Source organism: Enterobacter sp. R-25, from assembly GCF_049913205.1.
In the GTDB taxonomy this organism is placed as follows: domain Bacteria; phylum Pseudomonadota; class Gammaproteobacteria; order Enterobacterales; family Enterobacteriaceae; genus Enterobacter; species Enterobacter ludwigii.
The window spans coordinates 1,915,847-1,938,299 of the sequence record NZ_CP183982.1 but is presented as its reverse complement, the minus strand read 5'-3'; the positions used below and the strand labels follow the sequence as shown (position 1 = coordinate 1,938,299).

Genomic DNA, 22,453 nt, shown 5'->3' with positions numbered 1-22,453 from the left:
CCTTATTCCTCCAGTTGTTGAAGACTGCGGCTGCGAATCTCTTGTTGCAGCTTCTCAATCACTTCACTTACGTCCAGGCTCCCCAGGTCTTTACCACGGCGGGTGCGAACGGCAACTTTGCCTGCTTCCACCTCTTTATCACCACAGACCAACATATACGGGACACGACGTAAAGTGTGCTCGCGGATTTTAAAGCCAATCTTCTCATTTCTCAAGTCTGCTTTTACGCGAATGCCCGCATTTTGTAGTTTCTGCGTCAATTCTTTAACGTATTCAGCCTGAGAATCGGTAATGTTCATCACCACGACCTGCACTGGCGCAAGCCAGGTTGGGAAGAAGCCGGCAAACTCTTCCGTCAGGATGCCGATGAAGCGTTCCAGAGAACCGAGGATTGCACGGTGAATCATAACCGGTACCTGACGTTCGTTATCTTCGCCAACATAAGAGGCGCTTAAACGCTGCGGCAGGGAGAAGTCCAGCTGTACAGTACCGCACTGCCATGCGCGATCGAGGCAGTCATACAGGGTAAATTCAATTTTCGGACCGTAGAATGCGCCCTCGCCCAGCTGGTATTCGAACGGAATGCCGTTCTCTTCCAGCGCCACGGCGAGATCCGCTTCTGCGCGATCCCAGGTCTCATCGCTACCGATACGTTTTTCCGGACGCGTTGAGAGTTTGACGACGATCTTCTCGAAGCCAAAGGTGCTGTACATATCGTAGACCATACGAATACAGGCGTTAACTTCATCACGAACCTGATCTTCAGTACAGAAGATATGCGCATCATCCTGAGTAAAGCCACGAACACGCATCAGACCGTGCAATGCACCTGATGGCTCGTTACGGTGGCAGCTACCGAACTCTGCCATACGCAGCGGCAGATCGCGGTAGGATTTCAGACCCTGGTTGAAGATCTGAACGTGGCCAGGGCAGTTCATTGGCTTAATGCAGTATTCACGGTTCTCAGAAGAGGTGGTGAACATCGCATCTTTGTAGTTGTCCCAGTGGCCGGTTTTTTCCCACAGCACACGGTCCATCATGAACGGGCCTTTCACTTCCTGATACTGGTACTCTTTCAGCTTGGAGCGTACGAACGTTTCCAGTTCACGGAAGATAGTCCAGCCGTCATTGTGCCAGAACACCATACCCGGCGCTTCTTCCTGCATGTGGTACAGGTCAAGCTGCTTACCGATTTTACGGTGGTCACGTTTAGCCGCCTCTTCCAGGCGCTGCAGGTAGGCGTTAAGGGCTTTTTTATCGGCCCACGCGGTACCATAGATACGCTGCAACATCTTGTTGTTGCTATCGCCACGCCAGTAGGCGCCCGCGATTTTCATCAGCTTAAAGTGATGACAGAAGCGCATGTTCGGCACGTGCGGACCACGGCACATGTCGACGTATTCTTCGTGATGGTACAAGCCAGGCTTGTCATCATGAGAGATGTTTTCATCAAGAATAGAGACTTTATAGCTCTCGCCACGCTTCACGAAGGTTTCACGCGCTTCGTGCCAGCTGACTTTCTTCTTAATGACGTCATAGTTAGTTTCGGCGAGCTCGTGCATACGTTTTTCGAGCGCGTCGATATCTTCCTGAGTCAGGGTATGGTCAAGATCAACGTCATAGTAGAAACCGTTGTCGATAACCGGACCGATCGCCATTTTGGTGTTCGGCCACAGCTGTTTGATCGCATGACCTAACAGGTGCGCGCAGGAGTGACGAATGATCTCCAGACCTTCTTCGTCTTTCGCTGTGATGATAGACAGCTGCGCATCGCTTTCAATCAGGTCAGATGCATCAACCAGCTCACCATTAACACGGCCAGCGATGGTTGCTTTCGCGAGTCCAGGACCAATGTCCAGGGCAACATCCATTGGGCTTACAGCGTGGTCGTAATGGCGTTGGCTGCCATCAGGAAGAGTAATTACAGGCATTTTATATCCTTATTTGCAGTGATGCCCCACACATAAGAGCATATACAAAGAAAATAATCGTGATTTGACAATAGATTACGACACCATCTGACCAACAATCGTCAAATTGGCTCGCGATCATTCACCCGCCGAAAATCAGATAAATGCGGATTTACGGCAAGCCCTGCAATGGTAACACTAACAAAAGAGAGATTGCACCCTTTGCGGGCAGATTGCTGCGCTGGCACTTTCGCATGAATTTGCAGGGCGCATATCTCCGGTGCTCGCATTCCAGAGATGCTGGGCTACTCTTGAACAAGTCTTTAAACCCAAAGGTGCATACCATGAACGTATCAAGTAGAACGGTTGTGATATTGAACATCCTTTCAGCCACCGGTTTATTGTTGATTCTTGCAGAACGATTCCACTGGTTCTAACCGAACCGGAAGCAGGCATAACCTGATTCACCACTGGAGAAGGGGCATTTCCCCGCCCTGTTTGGTAAACTGTTCGCATCAACTTACAAGGATCAGGTTATGCCAACAAAACGATTTGCCGTAAAACACTGGAAAATGGTACTGGTGCTGATTGCCATCTGCGGCGCGATGCTGCTTCTGCGTTGGGCGGCAATGATTTGGGGCTGAACGTGAATATAAATAACTGCGCAGGGAATAACGTCGTTATCCGTAATACCCTTTTGCGGGTATTCATCTTGCGGGTATTCACCGCCAGGACGAAATACGGACGATAGGTTTACGTCAAATAGGTTTACCGCGAAAAAACCGGTACCACAAAATCCGGTTTTTTGGCGCGTTGAATTAGCGTTTAAACGTCAATAACAACTCGGCAAAACCCATCAGGACCATTCACCTGCAACCAGTTTATGGACGTCAAAAGCATCATTCATAGACTGACCGGTGGACTGAGAGGCTGGCGCGATGTTAGATCCGGCTTCAACGTCAGCGGCTTTCGCAATGCCGATTTGGCTGTGGGTGTCACTGGCTGTCGGGGTGGTTTCATCAGCAGCAAATACGCCAAAAGACAGTGCGGAAAGCACCATCGCTGCTGCGGCAGTTTTGATTTTTTTCATAATGTTTTTCTCTTTCTACATTTAATGCTAAATACCTTAAGGCCGAATTCTGCCCGTGCTAAGAGTGTAGATCCAGATCACACTTTTGCCTAGCCTGTTACGTTATCAATTCGTGTCAAATAAGCCGCAAATTAATGAAAGCGCATTATGAAGAAATGATGGAGATATCAGCAGACCAGATATTTCAAAACAGTGTTTAATATAAAACAGCACAGTTTCAAAAAATAAAAAACGGGCCGATAGCGTAATCGGCCCGAGAATATTACATTTTATAACCCAGTGAAACCGTGGTTCTGCGGTCGGTATGATCCGGAGCAGAATCAGGAGGAGAAGAGTTCCAGGTGACGTTGTAGGCCACTTTCAGGCCAAAGTGTTCGTTGATGGCCACGTTCAGCGCTGTTTCTGAGTTCAGCGTCGTATCGTCGGCACCAAACACAGACACTCCCTGGGTAAATTTGGTGTTGTCAGTCATCTGCCAGGCATAGGTGCCGGAAGCGTAACCGAGCGGTTGAGTTTTGGTTTCGCCGTCGGTGTACTCGTCGTAGCGCACACCTGGACCGAATTCAAAACGTAAACTGTGTACCGGACCGTTCAGGAACTGACGACCGTAACCGGCAGTGAACACATCACGCTGGCGATAGCCGTTGTAACGGTCAGTTAACCAGCTGGCCTGACCAAACAGGTAGTCAAAGTCGGTCATGTTGTAACGGCTACGTCCGCCAACCGCATATTTCTCGGAAGAGCGTTCGTCATTCGCGGAGGTGTTACTGGCATTTCCCCACAGAGACCAGGCGGTGGTATTACCGTACCAGGTCAGCGTACTGTCCGCCGTGAGAGAGGAGCTTTTCGTGTTACCGGATTGTGCAAGATAGCCAGCGTTCAGGTTACCTTCAAACGGTTTTTGCGCGGTGGCTGGATCGTCCATGACAGTAAAAACGGAATCATCTGCGGTCGCGTTCATTGCAGCAAACACGCCACCCGCCAGCATCAGTGCAGCGGGTACTGTCTTCAAAAGCTTCATTTTATTAAGGAGTCCGTACAACAAAAAAAGAGACCACACGGTCCCGGAAACTTTCTTGAGGATCAATGACAAGGCGTCCAGAGAAAGGTAACAAATTATAAAAAGCCGCAAATAACATAGCAATGATTTCTTATTTCATTTTTTGAATAAGAACGATCTCAAAAAGCGTTTTATTTTATATAAGCCGCCGCAGACTTTATGTCAGTATTCATATTTAAAATCATACTGTTATTTACATTGCCTTCCTGACAAATGGTGCCAGACTAAAAGGAACCCACGCTAAAAGGAGGTAATGATGGTTTCTATCTACACCCTGACGCTCTCCCCTTCCCTCGACTCCGCCACCCTGACGCCCCAGATTTACCCGGAAGGTAAATTGCGCTGCAGCGCCCCGGTGTTTGAGCCCGGCGGCGGCGGTATCAATGTGGCGCGAGCCATAACGCACCTCGGTGGAAAGGCGACAGCAATTTTCCCCGCAGGCGGCGCGACCGGTGAGCACCTGGTCTCTCTGCTGGCCGATGAACAGGTGGCCTCGCAGACCGTCGAGGCCAAAGACTGGACGCGGCAAAACCTGCATGTGCACGTGGAGTCCAGCGGCGAGCAATACCGTTTCGTCATGCCGGGTGCAAAACTCAGTGAAGATGAGTTTCGTCAGCTTGAAGAGAAGGTGCTGGCCATTGAGAACGGTGCTCTGCTGGTGATAAGCGGCAGCCTGCCGCCCGGTGTCAGCACGGAAAAACTGACGGCGCTGATTCGGGCCGCGCAGCAACGCGGTATCCGCTGCATTGTCGACAGTAGCGGCGAGGCGCTGCAGGCAGCCCTGACGCCGGGAAATCTTGAGCTGGTTAAACCCAATCAGAAAGAGTTAAGCGCGCTGGTGAACCGCGAACTGAACCAGCCGGACGATGTCCTCACCGCCGCGCAGGAATTGGTTCACAGCGGCAAAGCGCGACGGGTCGTGGTCTCCCTTGGCCCGCAGGGTGCCCTGGCCGTGGACGAAACGGGGTCCGTTCAGGTTGTCCCGCCGCCGATGAAAAGCAAGAGTACCGTGGGCGCGGGTGATAGCATGGTTGGAGCGATGACCCTGAAACTGGCCCAGGGTGCTTCATTACTGGAGATGACACGCTACGGCGTCGCAGCGGGTAGCGCTGCCACCATCAACCAGGGCACACGTCTCTGTTCGCTTAGCGACACGCAAAAAATCGTCGATTACCTGTCCCGAAATTAATCCCCCTTTTCCCCTTCTCTGTGAAGGGGAAATACGCGGCATAGTCGCCAAACGCAGCCTATCGACTATGCTAAGAAAACTTCCAAGATAACAATGAGGTGAATTATGAGCAGTGGTGACATCACCCGCTACGTCGTTACCATCAACATTCATCAAGCGTCGCTGACCGAGCTTAATGAGCTCAACAACGCCTTTACCCGGGCCAATTTCCTGCTCACACTCACGGATGACGAGGGCAATATCCATGATTTAGGCACCCTGACGTTTGGCCTGATCAGCGCTCTGAGTAAAGAAGAGGTTCACGCTCTGGCGGCCAGTCTGGTCGAAAGCGTGACCGACAAAGCGGCAGAAATTGATCTTGACACCTGGGAAAACTGGCAGAAAAAAGAACAATAAGTGCCCTGCATGAATTTAAACCGCTCAGGTGTGCGTTAGTTCGTATTTTTTTACCGCAATTATGCGCTAACTTTATGATCTGGCAGACAACATGGGAGAGATAACATGTGGCAGGCTATCAGTCATCTTTTAAGTGAGCAACTGGGTGAAGGTGAAATTGAACTGCGGAACGAACTGCCAGGCGGAGAAATCCACGCCGCATGGCACTTACGCTACGCCGGGCGCGATCTCTTTGTTAAATGCGATGAGCGAGAGCTGCTTCCGATTTTCACCGCCGAAGCCGACCAGCTGGAACTGTTGTCGCGCAGTAAAACGGTGACGGTCCCACAGGTCTGGGCCGTGGGCAGCGACCGCGACTACAGTTTTCTGGTCATGGAATTTCTTCCTGCCCGCCCGTTAGACGCCCATAACGCCTTCATTCTCGGCCAACAGTTAGCGCGACTGCATCAATGGAGCGACCAGCCGCAGTTTGGTCTCGATTTTGACAACGACCTCTCCACCACCCCACAACCCAATGCCTGGCAACGACGCTGGTCGACATTCTTTGCTGAGCAACGCATTGGCTGGCAGCTGGAACTGGCTGCGGAGAAAGGTCTGGAGTTTGGCAATATCGATGCCATCGTCGAACACATTCAGCAGCGTCTGGCATCCCACCAGCCTCAGCCGTCTCTGCTGCATGGCGATTTGTGGTCAGATAACTGCGCGCTGGGTCCTGACGGCCCCTATATCTTCGACCCGGCCTGTTACTGGGGCGACAGGGAGTGTGACCTGGCGATGCTGCCACTGCACCCTGAGCAACCGCCGCAAATATACGACGGTTATCAGTCCGTGCTGCCTCTGCCGCAGGGTTTTCTTGAGCGCCAGCCGGTGTATCAGCTCTACACACTGATGAACCGCGCCATTCTGTTTGGCGGAGAGCATCTGGTCAATGCCCAGAGGGCACTTGAACGTGTGCTTGCCGCGTAATGGCGGGACGGGTGGCTATGTCGCCACCCTTATCTGTTACAGGAATCCCAACAGCGAAAAGAAGAAGTAACCCGCCACGATGATAATGACTGGCAGGATATACAGCGGGAAAATTTGCAGGAAAATGGTGTGACGCGGCACAACAATGCGGGACTCAATCTGCTCGCGGCTCATCCCTTCCGGGCCTTTCGCCTGTTCGAGAATCATCTGGTCTTCCACACCTTCGCGTAAAAAGCGCGTCTGACGGCTCATGCGTGCGCCAGAGGCCTGCAACGCCATACCAATAAAGATCAGCGCGTAGATCACCCAAAACCCGAGATTCAACTGCTGATGAAAATTCGGCGTCGGCGAATTGAACCAAAAGACATTCAGAAACGGCGTGTTAAAACGCATCATTTCAATCATGACATGAGCAAAATCAAGCATTACCGCATTAATACCTGGCTGTTTTTCACTGTGATCGTACATAAATTTGAGCACAGAGATCAGCGTCGAAATGACGGCTGGAATAAAAATTACCCAGCCAGCAATACGTTTTAAGACAGCAATGCGTCCAGCTTGTTGATACGTCATCAGTTCCCCTTCATAAAGACGCGTTATTTCTGCCTAAGTCTACCTGCTGACCATCATTTTCGCCCGCTCTTTAAAGGCAATATGCTAAATTGCAGAGTGCACTTAGCATTTATCGTCTGTCGTACACCCTGGATAAGGAGACGTTGTGATGTCGACACCGCGCCAGATTCTTGCCGCAATTTTTGACATGGATGGATTACTGATCGATTCCGAACCGTTGTGGGATCGCGCCGAACTGGACGTTATCGCCAGCCTGGGCGTTGATATCAGCCGCCGTAATGAACTTCCGGATACGCTTGGTCTGCGCATCGATATGGTGGTGGACCTGTGGTATGCCCAGCAGCCGTGGGTGGGACCCGATCGCGACGAAGTGACCGCGCGCATTATCAGCCGCGCCATCTCACTGGTGGAAGAGAGCAAGCCCCTGCTGCCCGGCGTGCGTGAAGCCGTCGCGCTGTGTAAAGCGCAGGGGTTGAAAGTTGGCCTGGCGTCAGCTTCACCGCTGCATATGCTGGAAAAAGTGCTGACCATGTTTGAGCTGCGCGACAGCTTCGACGAGCTGGCCTCAGCGGAAACGTTGCCATACAGCAAGCCGCACCCGCAGGTCTATCTCGACTGTGCCGCTAAGCTCGTTCTTGATCCCCTCTGCTGTGTCGCGCTGGAAGATTCCGTTAACGGAATGGTGGCCTCAAAGGCCGCGCGCATGCGCTCGATTGTTGTTCCCGCGGAGGAAGGCCGACACGATCCCCGTTTTGCCCTTGCCGACGTAAAGCTGAACTCACTGGTTGAGCTGACGGCGCAGCACCTGCGCGGCGAGTAACCCGCCCCTTTCAGGCAGCGTCAGGCTGCCTGCTTTAAAAACAAAACATCGTTTCATTTTGTTTGCTTTTCTTATCCCCCGCTTCTATCCTTAGCGTCAGAATGACAATAACCTTACTTCTGAGGCGCGTATGATACTGGATAACTTCACTCTGTCAGGAAAAGTGGCCATCGTCACCGGATGCGATACCGGTCTGGGACAAGCCATGGCCATTGCGCTGGCGCAGGCGGGATGCGACATCGTGGGTGTTAACCGCAAAGCGCCGGAGGAAACGGCTGCCTGCATTAGCGCACTCGGAAGGCGGTTCAGGGCGATTCGGGCCGACCTCAGTCAGCAGAAGAGTCTTCAGAACGTTGTTGACAGCGCGGTGGCTGAGATGGGGCGAGTCGATATTCTGGTGAACAATGCCGGGACCATACGCCGTGAAGATGCTCTCGCGTTCAGCGAAAAGGACTGGGACGACGTCATCAACCTGAATCTGAAATCGCTTTTTTTCCTCTCCCAGGCCGTGGCTAAACAGTTTATTGCGCAGGGACAGGGCGGGAAAATCATTAATATCGCCTCGATGCTCTCATTCCAGGGTGGCATCCGCGTGCCCTCTTACACCGCGTCCAAAAGCGGCGTGTTAGGGATCACGCGTCTGCTGGCGAATGAATGGGCGACACACGGCATCAATGTTAACGCCATCGCGCCAGGCTACATGGCGACCAACAACACTCAGCAACTGCGGGATGATCAGCAGCGCAGCCAGGAGATCCTCGACCGGATACCTGCCGGGCGCTGGGGAGTACCAGAAGACCTGCAGGGACCGGTGGTCTTTTTAGCCTCCGCCGCCTCGGATTACGTGAACGGTTATACGTTAGCCGTCGACGGGGGCTGGCTGGCGCGCTAGGCGCGTTTGTGACATACAGTTACACCGTCACCTCTTTCGTCTACTGTATAAAAACCCTATACTGTATGAATTGACAGTTTTGTGGGTTTTATCATGACGGCGGAAGGCCATCTGCTTTTTTCCATTGCGTGCGCAGTTTTTGCCAAAAACGCTGAACTTACCCCTGTGCTCGCACAGGGGGACTGGTGGCATATTGTCCCGTCCGCCGTGTTGACCTGTCTGCTGCCCGATATCGACCATCCAAAATCGTTCCTGGGACAGCGGCTAAAATGGATATCAAAACCCATCGCCCGCGCGTTTGGTCACCGTGGGTTTACCCACAGCCTGCTGGCCGTATTCGGCCTGCTCACCCTTTTCTATTTGAAAGTCCCTGAGAGCTGGATAGTGCCCGCCGATGCTATCCAGGGAATGGTGCTGGGTTATTTAAGCCATATCCTTGCCGATATGCTGACGCCTGCGGGCGTGCCGCTGCTCTGGCCATGCCGCTGGCGTTTCCGTTTGCCCATTCTTGCGCCGCAGAAAGGTAATCAGCTTGAGCGTGTGTTGTGTATGGCGCTCTTTGCCTACGCCGTCTGGATGCCGCAAACCTTGCCCGAAAACAGTGCAGTGCGCTGGTCATCTCAGATGATCAATTCGCTGCAATTTCAGTTCAATCGTTTCATTAATCACCAGATTGAACGCTAAGCACACAAATTATTTCCATTTGTCATAACCCATTCCATTTGGATATAAGTGCCACATCACACTTCTGATAACCTTGAGCCAACAGGATCGGTAAAAACCGACCGTATAATAAATCAGGAGAACGGGGATGAATTTTCCACTCATCGCGAACATTGTGGTGTTCGTTGTATTGCTATTGCTTCTCGCGCAGGCGCGCCACAAACAGTGGAGCCTCGCGAAGAAAGTGCTGGTTGGTCTGGCCATGGGTGTCGTGTTTGGTCTGGCGTTGCAGGCTATTTACGGCTCCGATAATCCAGTTCTGAAAGATTCTATTCAGTGGTTCAACATCGTCGGTAACGGCTATGTCCAGCTGCTGCAGATGATCGTTATGCCGCTGGTGTTTGCCTCTATTCTGAGCGCCGTTGCCCGTCTGCATAACGCCACCCAGTTGGGTAAAATCAGCTTCCTGACCATCGGTACGCTGCTGTTTACCACACTGATTGCTGCTCTGGTCGGTGTGCTGGTCACCAACCTGTTCGGGCTGACCGCAGAAGGTCTGGTGCAGGGTACGGCTGAAACGGCGCGTCTTACCGCGATTCAGACCAACTACGTGGGTAAAGTCGCTGACCTGACGGTGCCACAGATGGTGCTCTCTTTCGTGCCGAAGAACCCGTTTGCTGACCTGACCGGTGCCAGCCCAACCTCCATTATCAGCGTGGTGATCTTTGCGGCCTTCCTCGGTGTGGCGGCGCTGAAGCTGCTGAAAGACGATGCGCCGAAAGGCGAGCGCGTGCTGGTGGCTATCGATACCCTGCAAAGCTGGGTAATGAAGCTGGTCCGTCTGGTGATGCAGTTGACCCCTTACGGTGTTCTGGCGCTGATGACCAAAGTGGTCGCCGGCTCTAACCTGCAGGACATCATTAAGCTGGGTAGCTTCGTCGTCGCCTCTTATCTGGGTCTGGGCATTATGTTCGTGGTGCACGGTATCCTGCTGGGCGTCAATGGCGTTAGCCCGCTGAAATACTTCCGTAAAGTGTGGCCGGTACTGACCTTTGCGTTCACCAGCCGTTCCAGCGCCGCGTCTATTCCGCTGAACGTTGAAGCGCAGACCCGTCGTCTGGGCGTACCGGAATCTATTGCCAGCTTCTCTGCCTCATTTGGTGCCACCATTGGTCAGAACGGTTGCGCAGGTCTCTACCCTGCAATGCTGGCGGTAATGGTGGCTCCGACCGTGGGTATTAACCCACTGGATCCCGTCTGGATTGCCACGCTGGTCGGGATTGTTACCATCAGCTCCGCAGGCGTTGCGGGTGTTGGCGGTGGCGCAACCTTCGCCGCGCTGATTGTCCTGCCGGCCCTGGGTCTGCCGGTGACGCTGGTTGCCCTGCTGATCTCCGTTGAGCCGCTGATCGACATGGGTCGTACTGCGCTGAACGTGAGCGGTTCCATGACCGCCGGTACGTTGACCAGCCAGTGGCTGAAGCAGACCGATAAAACCATTCTGGAAAGTGAAGACGACGCTGAACTGGCGCACCGTTAATCACGGATGAATAAAAAAAACCGCCTGATGGCGGTTTTTTTTGGCTGTTATTCTTCAATCTCTTCATCCTGGCGGACCTGGTTCGCCCATCGCTGGGCCGACTCCGGCCCCGAAAACGCGGGCGAACGACGGAAGTGTTCTCCCATCAGAACAAACGCCACGTATTTACCGCGCAGTTGCCAGACATCACGAAAACCATCCACCTTCAGGGCGTGTTCGGGCGGCGCGGGTTCGACGCGGGGCACGTAGCTAATGACAGGGCGGTTTTGTTGACGAAAAGGTTTCATAAGCGACGGGTTCACTAAAGCACATTCTGAAAGCAGGAAAATTCTATGATAGCCGATCCTCCCCCCACGCGTCGCGCCCTGCATCGCTCTGATAGCGCATTCCTTAACCAGGTCATCTGAAAACTCTTAGTTCGCCCGCCCTTTCGCCACATTGTTCTATAGTTAACAAGGTTTTTAGCAATGGATAAAGGAGAAGCGTGCAATGTCGAACAAAGATAAAACACATCAATCACCCATTCATGGCACTGAAGAATCTCAACCAGGCATGGACTCTCTGGCCCCAGCGGATGGCTCTCATCGCCCGTCCCCCGGCCCTTCCGCACCTGGCGAACAGCCTACCGCGCCGGGAAGTATGAAATCCCCGGATACCGGAAACGAGAAGCTGAAATCCCTTGAGTCCCACCGTAAAGGCGGCGAAGGTTTTGCACTTACCACCAACCAGGGCGTGCGCATTGCTGACGATCAGAACTCGCTGCGTGCGGGAACGCGCGGACCGACCCTGCTGGAAGACTTTATTCTGCGGGAAAAAATCACCCATTTTGACCATGAACGTATACCTGAGCGCATCGTTCACGCGCGTGGCTCCGCGGCACACGGCTACTTCCAGCCCTACAAAAGCCTCAAAGAGATAACCAAAGCGGATTTCCTTTCCGATTCGGACAAAATCACACCGGTCTTTGTCCGCTTTTCAACCGTACAGGGCGGCGCGGGTTCGGCAGATACCGTGCGTGATATCCGCGGCTTCGCCACCAAATTTTATACCGAAGAGGGTATTTTCGATCTCGTCGGCAATAACACCCCGGTGTTCTTCATTCAGGATGCGCATAAATTTCCTGACTTTGTCCATGCGGTAAAACCGGAGCCCCACTGGGCCATACCGCAGGGACAAAGTGCGCATGACACCTTCTGGGATTATGTCTCACTGCAACCAGAAACGTTACACAACGTGATGTGGGCGATGTCAGACCGGGGCATTCCGCGCAGCTACCGCACGATGGAAGGGTTTGGTATTCATACCTTCAGGATGATCAACGCGGACGGGAAAGCCACATTCGTACGCTTCCACTGGAAGCCTGTGGCGGGCAAAGCCTCGCTGGTGTGGGATGAAGCCCAGAAGCTGACCGGGCGCGATCCGGACTTCCACCGTCGCGAACTGTGGGAGTCGATTGAAGCCGGTGACTTCCCGGAATATGAACTGGGGTTACAGCTGATCCCGGAAGAGGATGAGTTTAACTTCGATTTCGACCTTCTCGACCCGACAAAGCTGATCCCAGAGGAGCTGGTGCCGGTTCAGCTGGTGGGTAAAATGGTGCTCAACCGTAACCCGGACAATTTCTTTGCCGAAAATGAGCAGGTCGCGTTCCACCCGGGGCATATCGTTCCGGGGCTGGATTTCACGAACGATCCCCTCCTGCAGGGGCGATTGTTCTCCTATACCGATACGCAGATCAGTCGCCTTGGCGGGCCAAACTTCCACGAAATTCCGATTAACCGTCCAACCTGCCCGTACCACAATTTCCAGCGCGACGGGATGCATCGCCAGGATATCGATACCAATCCGGCTAACTATGAGCCGAACTCCATCAACGATAACTGGCCGCGCGAAACGCCGCCGGGACCGAAACGCGGTGGTTTTGAGTCGTACCAAGAGCGCATCGATGGCAATAAAATCCGCGAGCGCAGCCCGTCATTCGGCGAGTATTATGCCCAACCTCGCCTGTTCTGGAACAGCCAGACGCCGATCGAGCAACAGCACATTATCGGCGGCTTTAGCTTTGAACTGAGCAAAGTGGTGCGGACTTACATCCGCGAGCGCGTGGTCGATCAGCTCGCCCATATCGATATTCAGCTTGCCCAGAGCGTGGCGGATAATCTTGGCATTACGCTGACGGACGAGCAACGCAATGCGGCCCCACCGAAAGACGTTAACGGCCTGAAGAAAGATCCGTCCCTGAGTCTGTATGCGGTGCCGGGTGGCTCGATAAAAGGCCGGGTAGTGGCCATTCTGCTGAATGACAACACCCGTGCCAGCGACGTGCTGGGGATTATGCAGGCGCTGAAAACCAAAGGCGTTCACGCCAAACTGCTCTATTCCCGCATGGGGGAAGTGACCGCCGACGACGGTTCAGTGCTGCCGGTTGCGGCCACCTTTGCCGGAGCACCATCGCTCACCGTTGATGCGGTGATTGTGCCGTGCGGCGACATCGACAGTCTGCTGAACAATGGCGATGCGATTTATTATCTGCTGGAAGCCTATAAGCACCTGAAGCCGATCGCCCTTTCCGGCGATGCGCGACAGTTTAAAGCGCACCTGAAGGTGGCTGAGCAAGGTGAAGATGGTATTGTCGAAGGCGATAACGTCGATGATGCGTTTATGACGAAGCTGTTCGATCTGCTCGCAGCGCACCGTGTGTGGTCACGCAGCAGTAAGATTGATCGTATACCGGCATAAAAGAAAAGCCGGGTCTGGCTTTGCCCGACCCGGCGCTGATTGACATCGTTTACTCAGCCCGGCAGGCACCGCGCCTCCGGGCTATTTTCATACATCCTCAAAGGTGCCCAGACGGTACCCACGCTCGGCAATGGCGTATTTCAGCGATGCCGACGTCAGCACATCCAGTTCCGCCAGTCGCGGCCAGCAGTAGGCACTTTTACGCACAATGTTATCGACAAATGCAGGGTGTGCCATCACTTCCAGCGACCGTTCCCCGCGCGCGGCGGACTCATCCAGCACCTGCAGGAACAGCGCTTCGCTAATCTCGTCGCCGTAGAACGCGCTACTGAACCCGTCCGTTGTGGGCACAGAAGACAATGACAGCCCGTGCAGCGCCTGCCCCTCACGATCAACGCGCATTGCCACGCCTTTGCGCTGTGCAAATTCCGCCACTGACGGGAAAAGTGCCGGGATCATATGCACGTGATGATGGCTGTCAATATGCGTGGGTTCACGGCCAAAGAGATCGACGAAACGGTTGAACTGACAGTCCAGCTCGTGGCTAATCTCCTCGAGCGGCAGCGTGCCCTGCTCTGCCTGCTCCCAAATCCATTTGCCCAGCTGTCCGTCCCGCGTCAGTCCTGGCATCGGTGAAAGCGGCATCCCGAGCGTCAATACAAAGTGCATGCCGACGCCCAGCGCTGGCACCTCGCGGCTGAGCTGCGCCGCGTGTTCAACCGCGTCACCATTCACCAGTGCCGTTGTTGAGGTCACCACACCCCGGCGGCAGGCTTCAATAATGCCGTAGTTTTGACCTTTTGAGAGGCCAAAATCATCAGCATTGACGATCAGCAGGTTTTCCATCACACATCCTCTCAGTGCTGTTTGAATTTCAGCTTCTCAATCGTGGCGGCAAAATTAGGCAACCATTTTTCATGCGCCAGAATCATTTCGCTGGCCAGTTGCTCGGCATCGCGATCGGAATGGACCAGCGGGCTGAGATTGAGCGCCAGAAGAACGTCATTGAGTTCACCGCTCAGCGCCGCGTTGCTGGCTGCCACTTCAAACCCTTTGATGGTGTGGATCAACCCCATCACTTTGTCGTCAAAGTGGGTAATCCGTGGATGCGGCCTGGCGCCATCACGTCCCAGAATGCAGGTCATCTCAACGGCCCAGTCAGCCGGGATGTTGTCGATATGACCGTGATGCGGCACATTGACGTAGTGCTCGGCCTGCTTGTCGTTGTAAATGGCGTTGATCACTTCACACGCCGCATCGGAATAATACGCTCCGCCGCGCAGCTCAAGCTCTTTCGGTTTCACGTTCAGGTTCGGATCTTTATACAAATCAAACAGCTGCTTTTCAACTTTCTGCACCACCTGAGCGCGTGCGCCACCCTTATAGTACTCACCCATCTCGATGGCCAGCATCTCTTTCTGTTTGAAGTAGTAAAGCAGGTATGAGCAAGGCAGCAGATTAAGCGAGCGGATCAGCCCTTCGCTGAACGGCAGGTCAAAGATGTTTTTCACTGACGCAGCGGTCAGGCGCCCGGAGGCTACGCCGTCAAGCAGTTCGCTAAAGCGAGACTGACCATTCACGATGACATCTTTGATAAACACCATGTGGTTCAGGCCAAAGAGATCGATAGAAAGATCGTCGGTATCGGTCAACTCCAGCACATCGCTGATGAACATCTTCATGCCAATCGGAATATTACAGACGCCGATAAAGCGTTTGAAACCGGTGTGGCGATAGACCGCCTCGGTCACCATCCCGGCCGGGTTGGTGAAGTTAATCACCCACGCGTTGGGGCAGATCGCTTCCACATCGTTGATGATGTCAAAAATGACCGGAATGGTACGCAGCCCTTTGAACAGGCCGCCCGCGCCGTTGGTCTCCTGTCCCAGATAGCCGTGGCTCAGTGGAATACGTTCATCCATTTCACGCGCTTTGAGCTGACCGACGCGCAGCTGAGTCGTCACGAAGTCGGCATCCTGCAGCGCCAGGCGACGGTCGAGGGTTTTATGCACGGTCAATGGCACACCGGCTTTCGCGACCATCCGCTTGCAGAGCTCAAAAATGATATTCAGTTTCTCCTGACCTTCCTCAACGTCCACCAGCCATAATTCGCTGACCGGTAATTCATGATAACGTTTCAGGAAACCTTCGAGTAATTCCGGGGTATAACTGCTGCCGCCGCCAATGGTTACGACTTTTAATTTCTTCTGCATAATATCTCCCTTAGCATATCAGGTTAATCGCCTGCAAGGTGTAGCGTACTCTTCCCGCTCTGTGGGCAAGCAATCAAGGCAATATTTGTGGCGGGTAAATCCGCCGAAATTTAATTAATTACCGTCAGGTTCTTCCGGTAACTGTTCGGTGTGAACGAGGTCAATTTCTTAAAGGTCTTAATAAACAAGCTGGGACTACTGTAGCCTGACTCATAAGCAATATCGGTAACCGAGTAGTTGGTTATTTCCAGCTGTTTTTTTGCAAAATTAATGCGGATTTCATTAATAATTTGCACTGGCGTTTTACGATAATAACGCTGAGTTGCTCGGGTCAGATATTCCTGTGATTTACCGGACAAAGCGACCATATTTTCCAGCGCATTTTCGCTGAACTGCCCTTTATCGTGCATCAGTTCAACCGTACTGCGCAGCCACTGCGGAATATCATCGCTCACCTGCTGCTCTTCACGATGATGGCGCAGACGGTTCATCACATAAAACGTCACCGTTTCAATAAACTCATCAAATTCATTCTCGCGAAAGTTAAGCGAGGCGATAACCGTTTCAATCCAGGTCATGAATTCGTTTTTGATGCGATAAACCTGCGAGGCCACAAAGCAGAACGGCACCAGCGGCAGATAGTGTTTCTCAAAGAAGCGTCTGCTGACACCTACGTTAAGAATGCGGGTTGCACCAAATTCATAAAAGCTCTGGTGATGGGACCCCATCGGCAGGAAGACGAAATCTCCCCGCTCAAGCAGGACGCGCTTGCCGTTGATTTCCTGGTAGTAGCGACCGGTCAGAACAATCGTGAACTCATAGTAGTCATGCTGATGCAGACCGCTCGCGCTCTCCGTCTTGTTGTAAATAATCACGTGAAAATTTTTGCCATTAAACAGTTGCTGTTCAAGTGCGGTTTTTATTTCCATCGCGCTGACCTCCTGCTGCAAAATCTGCCTTACTGCATCTTCTCGTGAAGCTCAATTAACTCGGCCACCAGTTCACGTGCCAGCATCGACGTCATCAGATGATCCTGCGCATGCACCAGCACCAGACTGACCTTCATCTTGCCTTCACCCTGGTCACTTTCGATAAGCTTTGTCTGCACCAGGTGCGCTTCGTTCAGCGCCGTACGGGACTGTGCCATCATGGTTTTCGCGGCTGCGAAATCACCCTGCTTGGCCTGCTTGAGCGCGGCATACGCCAGGCTACGCGCCTGCCCGGAATTGATGATAAGCCCCATCACCACCTCTTCCAGATCGTTCTCTGCGGTTTCTTCTGCGACAATACTGTCCAAATCTAACATTTTTAAGCTCCTTTTGGCTGGCGCGGGTTGCCCCGCGCCGTGCAATTTTAGAATTTCAGTGCGAGGGCGATATCCTCTTCGCTCTCTTCTTCATCGATAACGGTTGCAGCTTTGTTTGCTATCGCCACGAATGGCATATAGAGCAGTGTTGCAATCCCGAGGTTGAATATCGCCAGCAGGAAGGCAGCCACGCTACCGTTGGTGTTGAAGAACGCCCCCAGACCCGCCGGCATGGTCCACGGCGCAATGTTGGTGACGGGCGGGATAATGCCCAGGTAATAGGCCGTCAGGGTAATGGCCGCCAGCAGTGGCTGAACCAGAATGAACGGAATGAACATCACCGGGTTCATGATGATTGGCAGACCAAACAGAATCGGCTCGTTAATCTGGAAGATGCCTGACGGCAGTGCCAGCTTCGCAACCTGACGATGGTCAGCGCGACGAGAAACAATAAAGACCGCGATGATCAGACCCAGCGTCGCCCCGGTACCCCCCAGGAAGATATAAGAGTCGAGCATCGGCTTCGCCCACACATGGAAGGTTTTACCGGCTGCCAGCGCCGCGTCAACAGAGCCGTACTGCTGGTAAAGTGCAACGTTTTCCAGTGCCCATGGGGTCATGATACCGCTGTCCAGCGCCGCCAGTGCCAGTGAACCATGCACGCCAAAGAACCACAGCAGGGAGGTGAAAATCACATACGCCCAACCGACCACGCTACCCATTGACGCCAGCGGCGTTGAGATAGAGTCCATAATGATCTGGTGGAAGTTAGTGCCCCAATGAGAGAGCGCCCAGGCGATAATCCCCATGATGGAGAGAATAATGAAGCCTGGAATCAACGCGGAAAATGAACGAGAAACGGACGCCGGCACGCTATCCGGTAAACGGATAACCCAGTTGCGACGAATAATAAAGGTGAACATCTCCGCAACCACCAGGCCGATAACGATACCGGAGATGATATTAGCGCCCCCCAGCCAGTTGGCCCCTACGGCATAGGCCTCACCGACGCTGTATGGCGTCACGGTCATAAAGGCGGCAATGGATAATAAACCTGCGGCCAGCGGATCCACTTTCCGCTCTTCCGCCAGTGCCATGCCAATAAAGAAAGGTGCCATCAGCGACATAATACCTAACGTACCGTTATATACGTTGCCGCCGATGGCTTTTAAACCATTAAGGGTTTCAATTGTGGAAGCGTCTAATCGAATTCCTAATGAATAAAAAAAGGAACCTTCACCAAAGCTCAGAAAAACGTTGTTAATTAAAACGAACATTGCCCCAGCCAGCGTCAACGGCATTAATCTAATAAAACCGTTTTTGATGGCATTAACGTGAGGCTGCTTTCCTATTTTAACAGCAAAAGGAAGGAGTACCTTTTCAAGTGAAGCGATGACTTTACTCATAGGAAAATACCCTTAAATGCCGCAACGCAGGTTACGGCGTATTGTGTGTGAAATAACTCTTTGACGGGAAAAATAAAAATTAATTAGCAGCTTTTTTAATTGCTGCAACAGCAGCTTTCAATACACCTAAACCATCAATCTTGCCGTACAATCCCGAATCGATTACTTCGACCGGTTTATTGGGTAACAGACGTTGAATTTCGGGCAACATATAGGCAATTTGCGGCCCCAGTAAAACGACGTCGGCTGTTTGGCCCTTTTCGCCCGCCAGCGTCTCCGGAAACGCTTCGATCACCACCGGGACTTCATACTTCTCAGCCTGAGCACGCATCTTTGACACCAGAAGCGAGGTTGACATGCCTGCTGAGCAGAACAGATAGATATGTTTCTTTTCCATAGTAACTTCCCTCTCGTATGACTACCTGCCATCGCGCTATCACTCGACTCGCTATCCTGGCAGACAGGTAGTTTGCTTACTGTTGTTTGTCGTTGGAGTGAGTATACGCAATGGTACAGACAGGAGATAATTCTGCACAGGGGCAAATTGTCTCTCATTGACCTGGCGTGTTGACTACCTTCACATTTCAGGCAAATAATTCGCGAGAAGAAATAAGATTTACGTATGTATAAAAAAACCGGCCCAACGGCCGGTTTTTTAACATACTCAGGCAAGAAGGGTTACTGCGCCTTAGGTGCCTGCGGATCGGTATCGTATTCAGTACAGGTCTGGTAACCGGAGTTGATCACATGACCGGTCTCATCCAACGCAACGAAGTAGGTCTCTGCCTTACCATCACGTTGACCCAGGATATAGGTCTGGCAGGTACCGCGTGCATGAATCATTGTCACTTCAGAAGAAGGCTTGCCGGCAATCGCAGCCACCTGCGAACGGGTCATGCCTTTTTTGACATCTTTCACTACGGGCTGTGTAAACTGATCTTTGGTGCGGTCGTAGGCCGTACACCCTGCCAGCATAGTCAGTACCGCCGCTGCGCTAAGAATTCCTGCTACGTTCTTGTTCATATTCCGTCCTCTTGTTTATCAGCGTGTTATCTAAGCATGGAATAAAAAGTACTATTGTTCAACTTTGTGAATTCCGCCAGACGAATTTCGGAAAATTCTAATAAAACAACGATAACCTGCTAAATCGCCGCAATTTAGCGCACTCGAAACTGTGATCCTTGTCGTTTCTCGTTCAAAGGGTTAGTTTTAACAGTTAACACAATCTGTTTATGTTCTGCATATGGAGGGCGTGATGGCTCTGCAACAAGAGATTATTCAGGCGCTGGGCGCAAAGCCCGCGGTAGACGCACAAGAAGAGATCCGCCGCAGCGTGGATTTTTTAAAGTCTTATTTAAAAACTCACTCGTTCCTGAAATCCCTGGTGCTGGGCATCAGCGGCGGTCAGGACTCAACCCTGGCCGGTAAACTCTGCCAGATGGCAATTTCAGAGCTCCGCGAAGAGACGGGTGATGACGCGCTGCAGTTTATTGCCGTGCGTCTTCCCTATGGCGTGCAGGCCGATGAACAGGATTGCCAGGATGCCATCGCCTTCATCCAGCCCGATCGCGTGCTCACCGTCAATATCAAAGGATCGGTGCTGGCCAGCGAGCAGGCGCTTCGCGAAGCAGGCATTGAGTTGAGCGATTTTGTCCGCGGCAATGAAAAAGCCCGTGAACGTATGAAAGCGCAATACAGCATTGCCGGGATGACCAAAGGCGTTGTGGTCGGTACCGATCATGCGGCAGAAGCCATCACGGGTTTCTTCACCAAGTATGGCGACGGCGGTACCGATATTAACCCGCTCTTCCGTCTGAACAAACGTCAGGGTAAGCAGCTGCTTGCCGCGCTGGGTTGCCCGGAGCACCTTTACAAGAAAGCGCCAACGGCAGATCTGGAAGACGATCGCCCCTCCCTGCCGGATGAAGCGGCCCTGGGTGTCACCTATGACAATATTGATGATTATCTGGAAGGCAAAAAACTGGATGAAGGTACCGCGAAGATCATTGAAAGCTGGTATCTGAAAACCGAGCACAAGCGTCGCCCGCCGATCACCGTGTTCGATGATTTCTGGAAAAAGTAACACTCTGGCCCCCTCTCTCTGGGGAGGGGGTGTTCGCCCGCACCGTCCGTTGCGCCATCCGGCTCTTTTTTAACCAAACCGGCTCTGCTACACTGTATGCCTGAACAGTATATGGAGTAGTATGTGAGCAGGCGTCAATCCGCCCCGCGTCTTGAGTTTGAAGCGGCGGCTATCTACGAATATCCCGAACATCTTCGCCCCTGGCTTGAGGAACTGCCTAAACAGCCGGGCGTGTATATCTTTCACGGTGAGAGTGACACCCTTCCGCTCTACATTGGCAAAAGCGTAAATATTCGCAGCCGGGTCATGTCTCATCTGCGTACGCCAGACGAGGCGGCAATGCTGCGCCAGTCGCGACGCATCACCTGGTTTCGTACCGCCGGAGAGATGGGCGCGCTCTTACTGGAAGCCCGGCTGATCAAAGAGCAACAGCCGCTGTTCAATAAGCGCCTGCGCCGCAACCGGCAGCTCTGCTCCCTGCAGATAAACGCCGGTAAGCCGCAGGTTGTCTACGCACGGGAAGTCGATTTTTCTCACGCCCCCAATCTCTACGGGCTGTTCGCAAATAAACGGGCGGCTCTGCAGGCTCTGCAAACGCTGGCCGATGAGTTACAGCTGTGCTACAGCCTGCTAGGCCTCGAAGCAACCACCCGCGGGCGTGCCTGTTTCCGCTCAGCGTTGAAGCGCTGCGCAGGTGCCTGCTGCGGGAAAGAAAGCATTGAGGAACACCACGCCCGGCTCCTCGCAGGGCTGGCGGCGCTTAGCGTTAACTGCTGGCCGTGGGAGGGTGCCGTTGCGCTAAAAGAAGTCGGTGACGCGATGACCCAGTACCACATCATCAATAACTGGCTCTGGCTGGGAGCTGTTGACGATGTAAACGATGCGGCAACCTTGCTGCGCACACCCGCCGGTTTCGACCACGATGGCTACAAAATTCTCTGCAAGCCCGTGTTAACCGGCAAGTATGAGGTCATTGAGCTTAGCGCCCCGGCAGCCAGTTAATTTCGCTGAATAATAAGGTGCCCTGAGCCTCCAGCAGGCGGAGAGTATGGACGCCCTCCTCCCAGCTGGCGCCCTGATCGGCCGTCAGCAACTTATCGCCAAGCTGCCACGCCCCGCTTAACACGAACGCGACGCCCCCGCGGGAGCCGAACGTGGTAAAGGTGCGGTCAGCGACACGCACTTTCGCCTGACAACGGTCACGCCGGGTCATGATGTTGAAATCCATCGACATCCGTCCTTCGGAAAGCAGTGCTTTCACCGGCTGATCGCCGGAAAAATGGTATGGCTGATGATGTTTCAGGGTATGGCAGAACGCCTGACCGGCATCCAGCGTTACCTCACCCCCTTCAAGCAAGGTAATCACCCGATCGACACCGGGAAAAGAAGAGAATTCGCCATTGCTGGCGATGGTCGCGATACTGGCACGCCAGTAAAAATCGCGCGTTGCGGGCGGAAAACAACAAATTTCCCGCGTCTCGCCTGCGCCATTGCGCCAGAGGCTGACCGGCATCTTACGGATATCAAAGAACTCCATCACCACTCCTGAAAGGCACAACCTGTGCCAGGGCAAGGATATCGCTATCGTTGCTGTCTTGTTTGTTATC

25 protein-coding genes are annotated in these 22,453 nt (G+C 53.1%); 12 read left to right on the top strand and 13 right to left on the bottom strand.

Translation table 11 applies throughout. The annotated features are described in order from the left end of the window. Window positions 1-2: 2 nt before the first annotated feature. Entirely contained in the window at window positions 3-1,931 is a 1,929-nt protein-coding gene (gene thrS, locus ACN9MQ_RS09270; RefSeq protein WP_014169692.1) for a threonine--tRNA ligase, read from the bottom strand. Between the two features lie 143 nt (window positions 1,932-2,074). Here thrS and yncL point away from each other — a divergent pair, with 143 nt between their 5' ends. Further along, window positions 2,075-2,347 (top strand): stress response membrane protein YncL, encoded by a 273-nt coding sequence (yncL, locus tag ACN9MQ_RS09265; protein ID WP_071605471.1) that lies wholly within the window; start codon window positions 2,075-2,077, stop codon window positions 2,345-2,347. A gap of 99 nt (window positions 2,348-2,446) precedes the next feature. Then, window positions 2,447-2,554, top strand: coding sequence for a small membrane protein YniD (gene yniD / locus ACN9MQ_RS09260; protein WP_008500658.1), 108 nt, complete (start codon window positions 2,447-2,449; stop codon window positions 2,552-2,554). Window positions 2,555-2,766: 212 nt separating this feature from the next. Here yniD and ACN9MQ_RS09255 read toward each other — a convergent pair whose 3' ends face one another. Together ACN9MQ_RS09255 and ACN9MQ_RS09250 are read right to left on the bottom strand one after the other, a co-directional pair. Beyond that, complete coding sequence (locus tag ACN9MQ_RS09255) at window positions 2,767-3,000, bottom strand: hypothetical protein (protein WP_020884407.1); 234 nt, start codon at window positions 2,998-3,000, stop codon at window positions 2,767-2,769. Between the two features lie 262 nt (window positions 3,001-3,262). Continuing rightward, complete coding sequence (locus ACN9MQ_RS09250; RefSeq protein WP_025204400.1) at window positions 3,263-4,021, bottom strand: DUF481 domain-containing protein; 759 nt, start codon at window positions 4,019-4,021, stop codon at window positions 3,263-3,265. 295 nt (window positions 4,022-4,316) lie between these two features. Here ACN9MQ_RS09250 and pfkB point away from each other — a divergent pair, with 295 nt between their 5' ends. From pfkB to ACN9MQ_RS09235, 3 genes are all read left to right on the top strand, one after another. Next, on the top strand, window positions 4,317-5,249 hold the full coding sequence (gene pfkB / locus ACN9MQ_RS09245; protein ID WP_426021470.1) for a 6-phosphofructokinase II: 933 nt from the start codon (window positions 4,317-4,319) through the stop codon (window positions 5,247-5,249). Between the two features lie 105 nt (window positions 5,250-5,354). Continuing rightward, window positions 5,355-5,645 carry a type V toxin-antitoxin system endoribonuclease antitoxin GhoS gene (ghoS, locus tag ACN9MQ_RS09240; RefSeq protein WP_050736661.1) on the top strand — a complete coding sequence of 97 codons (291 nt, stop codon included), beginning with the start codon at window positions 5,355-5,357 and terminating at the stop codon, window positions 5,643-5,645. A 105-nt stretch (window positions 5,646-5,750) separates the two neighbouring features. Then, window positions 5,751-6,611: a fructosamine kinase family protein gene (locus tag ACN9MQ_RS09235; protein ID WP_014169687.1), complete on the top strand. Its 861-nt coding sequence runs from the start codon at window positions 5,751-5,753 to the stop codon at window positions 6,609-6,611. A 36-nt stretch (window positions 6,612-6,647) separates the two neighbouring features. Here the strand turns inward: ACN9MQ_RS09235 and ACN9MQ_RS09230 are convergent, their stop codons facing one another. After that, window positions 6,648-7,184, bottom strand: coding sequence for a YniB family protein (locus tag ACN9MQ_RS09230; protein WP_014169686.1), 537 nt, complete (start codon window positions 7,182-7,184; stop codon window positions 6,648-6,650). 148 nt (window positions 7,185-7,332) lie between these two features. Here ACN9MQ_RS09230 and hxpB point away from each other — a divergent pair, with 148 nt between their 5' ends. The 4 genes from hxpB (at window position 7,333) to ACN9MQ_RS09210 (ending at window position 11,099) form a co-directional block, all read left to right on the top strand. Further along, entirely contained in the window at window positions 7,333-8,004 is a 672-nt protein-coding gene (gene hxpB / locus ACN9MQ_RS09225; RefSeq protein ID WP_426021433.1) for a hexitol phosphatase HxpB, read from the top strand. A 130-nt stretch (window positions 8,005-8,134) separates the two neighbouring features. Continuing rightward, window positions 8,135-8,896: a 2-dehydro-3-deoxy-D-gluconate 5-dehydrogenase KduD gene (kduD, locus tag ACN9MQ_RS09220; RefSeq protein ID WP_426021432.1), complete on the top strand. Its 762-nt coding sequence runs from the start codon at window positions 8,135-8,137 to the stop codon at window positions 8,894-8,896. A gap of 93 nt (window positions 8,897-8,989) precedes the next feature. Next, window positions 8,990-9,580: a metal-dependent hydrolase gene (locus tag ACN9MQ_RS09215; protein WP_333191998.1), complete on the top strand. Its 591-nt coding sequence runs from the start codon at window positions 8,990-8,992 to the stop codon at window positions 9,578-9,580. A 127-nt stretch (window positions 9,581-9,707) separates the two neighbouring features. Continuing rightward, the gene (locus ACN9MQ_RS09210; protein ID WP_014169681.1) at window positions 9,708-11,099 is read left to right on the top strand and encodes an L-cystine transporter; all 1,392 of its coding nucleotides are present in this window, start codon (window positions 9,708-9,710) and stop codon (window positions 11,097-11,099) included. A gap of 47 nt (window positions 11,100-11,146) precedes the next feature. Here ACN9MQ_RS09210 and cedA read toward each other — a convergent pair whose 3' ends face one another. Further along, window positions 11,147-11,386 carry a cell division activator CedA gene (gene cedA, locus ACN9MQ_RS09205; protein ID WP_025204404.1) on the bottom strand — a complete coding sequence of 80 codons (240 nt, stop codon included), beginning with the start codon at window positions 11,384-11,386 and terminating at the stop codon, window positions 11,147-11,149. Window positions 11,387-11,588: 202 nt separating this feature from the next. Between cedA and katE the strand changes: the two genes are divergently transcribed. Continuing rightward, on the top strand, window positions 11,589-13,838 hold the full coding sequence (gene katE / locus ACN9MQ_RS09200; protein WP_183516436.1) for a catalase HPII: 2,250 nt from the start codon (window positions 11,589-11,591) through the stop codon (window positions 13,836-13,838). A gap of 87 nt (window positions 13,839-13,925) precedes the next feature. On the opposite strand, the gene chbG is transcribed toward katE, so the two are convergent. The 7 genes from chbG to osmE all read right to left on the bottom strand — a co-directional run bounded on the left by chbG (window position 13,926) and on the right by osmE (window position 19,786). After that, window positions 13,926-14,684 carry a chitin disaccharide deacetylase gene (gene chbG, locus ACN9MQ_RS09195; RefSeq protein ID WP_251884802.1) on the bottom strand — a complete coding sequence of 253 codons (759 nt, stop codon included), beginning with the start codon at window positions 14,682-14,684 and terminating at the stop codon, window positions 13,926-13,928. A gap of 11 nt (window positions 14,685-14,695) precedes the next feature. After that, on the bottom strand, window positions 14,696-16,051 hold the full coding sequence (locus ACN9MQ_RS09190; protein WP_025204406.1) for a 6-phospho-beta-glucosidase: 1,356 nt from the start codon (window positions 16,049-16,051) through the stop codon (window positions 14,696-14,698). A gap of 110 nt (window positions 16,052-16,161) precedes the next feature. Next, the gene (gene chbR / locus ACN9MQ_RS09185; RefSeq protein WP_020884416.1) at window positions 16,162-16,980 is read right to left on the bottom strand and encodes a transcriptional regulator ChbR; all 819 of its coding nucleotides are present in this window, start codon (window positions 16,978-16,980) and stop codon (window positions 16,162-16,164) included. A 29-nt stretch (window positions 16,981-17,009) separates the two neighbouring features. Continuing rightward, window positions 17,010-17,357, bottom strand: a complete 348-nt coding sequence (gene chbA, locus ACN9MQ_RS09180; RefSeq protein WP_032681213.1) for a PTS N,N'-diacetylchitobiose transporter subunit IIA — start codon at window positions 17,355-17,357, stop codon at window positions 17,010-17,012. 47 nt (window positions 17,358-17,404) lie between these two features. Continuing rightward, a complete protein-coding gene (gene chbC / locus ACN9MQ_RS09175) occupies window positions 17,405-18,763 on the bottom strand; it encodes a PTS N,N'-diacetylchitobiose transporter subunit IIC (RefSeq protein WP_014169674.1) in 1,359 nt (452 codons plus the stop codon). Window positions 18,764-18,842: 79 nt separating this feature from the next. Continuing rightward, window positions 18,843-19,160, bottom strand: a complete 318-nt coding sequence (chbB, locus tag ACN9MQ_RS09170) for a PTS N,N'-diacetylchitobiose transporter subunit IIB (protein ID WP_008500676.1) — start codon at window positions 19,158-19,160, stop codon at window positions 18,843-18,845. 281 nt (window positions 19,161-19,441) lie between these two features. Further along, the gene (gene osmE, locus ACN9MQ_RS09165; RefSeq protein ID WP_014169673.1) at window positions 19,442-19,786 is read right to left on the bottom strand and encodes an osmotically-inducible lipoprotein OsmE; all 345 of its coding nucleotides are present in this window, start codon (window positions 19,784-19,786) and stop codon (window positions 19,442-19,444) included. A 232-nt stretch (window positions 19,787-20,018) separates the two neighbouring features. Between osmE and nadE the strand changes: the two genes are divergently transcribed. Together nadE and cho are read left to right on the top strand one after the other, a co-directional pair. After that, complete coding sequence (gene nadE / locus ACN9MQ_RS09160) at window positions 20,019-20,846, top strand: ammonia-dependent NAD(+) synthetase (RefSeq protein WP_020884418.1); 828 nt, start codon at window positions 20,019-20,021, stop codon at window positions 20,844-20,846. Between the two features lie 123 nt (window positions 20,847-20,969). Further along, complete coding sequence (cho, locus tag ACN9MQ_RS09155; protein ID WP_014169671.1) at window positions 20,970-21,848, top strand: excinuclease Cho; 879 nt, start codon at window positions 20,970-20,972, stop codon at window positions 21,846-21,848. Here cho and ves read toward each other — a convergent pair. Further along, window positions 21,826-22,383, bottom strand: coding sequence for an environmental stress-induced protein Ves (gene ves, locus ACN9MQ_RS09150; protein WP_041162545.1), 558 nt, complete (start codon window positions 22,381-22,383; stop codon window positions 21,826-21,828). The two genes, cho and ves, sit on opposite strands and share 23 nt — an antisense overlap. Window positions 22,384-22,453 lie beyond the last annotated feature (70 nt).

Excerpts from the sequence above, each read along its gene's own strand:
- ghoS (WP_050736661.1), top strand. The coding sequence starts at position 5,355 with ATGAGCAGTGGTGACATCACCCGCTACGTCGTTACCATCAACATTCAT.
- chbA (WP_032681213.1), bottom strand. The coding sequence starts at position 17,357 with ATGTTAGATTTGGACAGTATTGTCGCAGAAGAAACCGCAGAGAACGAT.
- ACN9MQ_RS09255 (WP_020884407.1), bottom strand. The coding sequence starts at position 3,000 with ATGAAAAAAATCAAAACTGCCGCAGCAGCGATGGTGCTTTCCGCACTG.
- ves (WP_041162545.1), bottom strand. The coding sequence starts at position 22,383 with ATGGAGTTCTTTGATATCCGTAAGATGCCGGTCAGCCTCTGGCGCAAT.
- ACN9MQ_RS09235 (WP_014169687.1), top strand. The coding sequence starts at position 5,751 with ATGTGGCAGGCTATCAGTCATCTTTTAAGTGAGCAACTGGGTGAAGGT.
- yniD (WP_008500658.1), top strand. The coding sequence starts at position 2,447 with ATGCCAACAAAACGATTTGCCGTAAAACACTGGAAAATGGTACTGGTG.
- chbR (WP_020884416.1), bottom strand. The coding sequence starts at position 16,980 with ATGGAAATAAAAACCGCACTTGAACAGCAACTGTTTAATGGCAAAAAT.
- ACN9MQ_RS09190 (WP_025204406.1), bottom strand. The coding sequence starts at position 16,051 with ATGCAGAAGAAATTAAAAGTCGTAACCATTGGCGGCGGCAGCAGTTAT.
- chbC (WP_014169674.1), bottom strand. The coding sequence starts at position 18,763 with ATGAGTAAAGTCATCGCTTCACTTGAAAAGGTACTCCTTCCTTTTGCT.
- ACN9MQ_RS09210 (WP_014169681.1), top strand. The coding sequence starts at position 9,708 with ATGAATTTTCCACTCATCGCGAACATTGTGGTGTTCGTTGTATTGCTA.
- yncL (WP_071605471.1), top strand. The coding sequence starts at position 2,075 with ATGCGGATTTACGGCAAGCCCTGCAATGGTAACACTAACAAAAGAGAG.
- chbB (WP_008500676.1), bottom strand. The coding sequence starts at position 19,160 with ATGGAAAAGAAACATATCTATCTGTTCTGCTCAGCAGGCATGTCAACC.
- katE (WP_183516436.1), top strand. The coding sequence starts at position 11,589 with ATGTCGAACAAAGATAAAACACATCAATCACCCATTCATGGCACTGAA.
- nadE (WP_020884418.1), top strand. The coding sequence starts at position 20,019 with ATGGCTCTGCAACAAGAGATTATTCAGGCGCTGGGCGCAAAGCCCGCG.
- thrS (WP_014169692.1), bottom strand. The coding sequence starts at position 1,931 with ATGCCTGTAATTACTCTTCCTGATGGCAGCCAACGCCATTACGACCAC.
- ACN9MQ_RS09230 (WP_014169686.1), bottom strand. The coding sequence starts at position 7,184 with ATGACGTATCAACAAGCTGGACGCATTGCTGTCTTAAAACGTATTGCT.
- hxpB (WP_426021433.1), top strand. The coding sequence starts at position 7,333 with ATGTCGACACCGCGCCAGATTCTTGCCGCAATTTTTGACATGGATGGA.
- cedA (WP_025204404.1), bottom strand. The coding sequence starts at position 11,386 with ATGAAACCTTTTCGTCAACAAAACCGCCCTGTCATTAGCTACGTGCCC.
- kduD (WP_426021432.1), top strand. The coding sequence starts at position 8,135 with ATGATACTGGATAACTTCACTCTGTCAGGAAAAGTGGCCATCGTCACC.
- chbG (WP_251884802.1), bottom strand. The coding sequence starts at position 14,684 with ATGGAAAACCTGCTGATCGTCAATGCTGATGATTTTGGCCTCTCAAAA.
- osmE (WP_014169673.1), bottom strand. The coding sequence starts at position 19,786 with ATGAACAAGAACGTAGCAGGAATTCTTAGCGCAGCGGCGGTACTGACT.
- ACN9MQ_RS09250 (WP_025204400.1), bottom strand. The coding sequence starts at position 4,021 with ATGAAGCTTTTGAAGACAGTACCCGCTGCACTGATGCTGGCGGGTGGC.
- pfkB (WP_426021470.1), top strand. The coding sequence starts at position 4,317 with ATGGTTTCTATCTACACCCTGACGCTCTCCCCTTCCCTCGACTCCGCC.
- ACN9MQ_RS09215 (WP_333191998.1), top strand. The coding sequence starts at position 8,990 with ATGACGGCGGAAGGCCATCTGCTTTTTTCCATTGCGTGCGCAGTTTTT.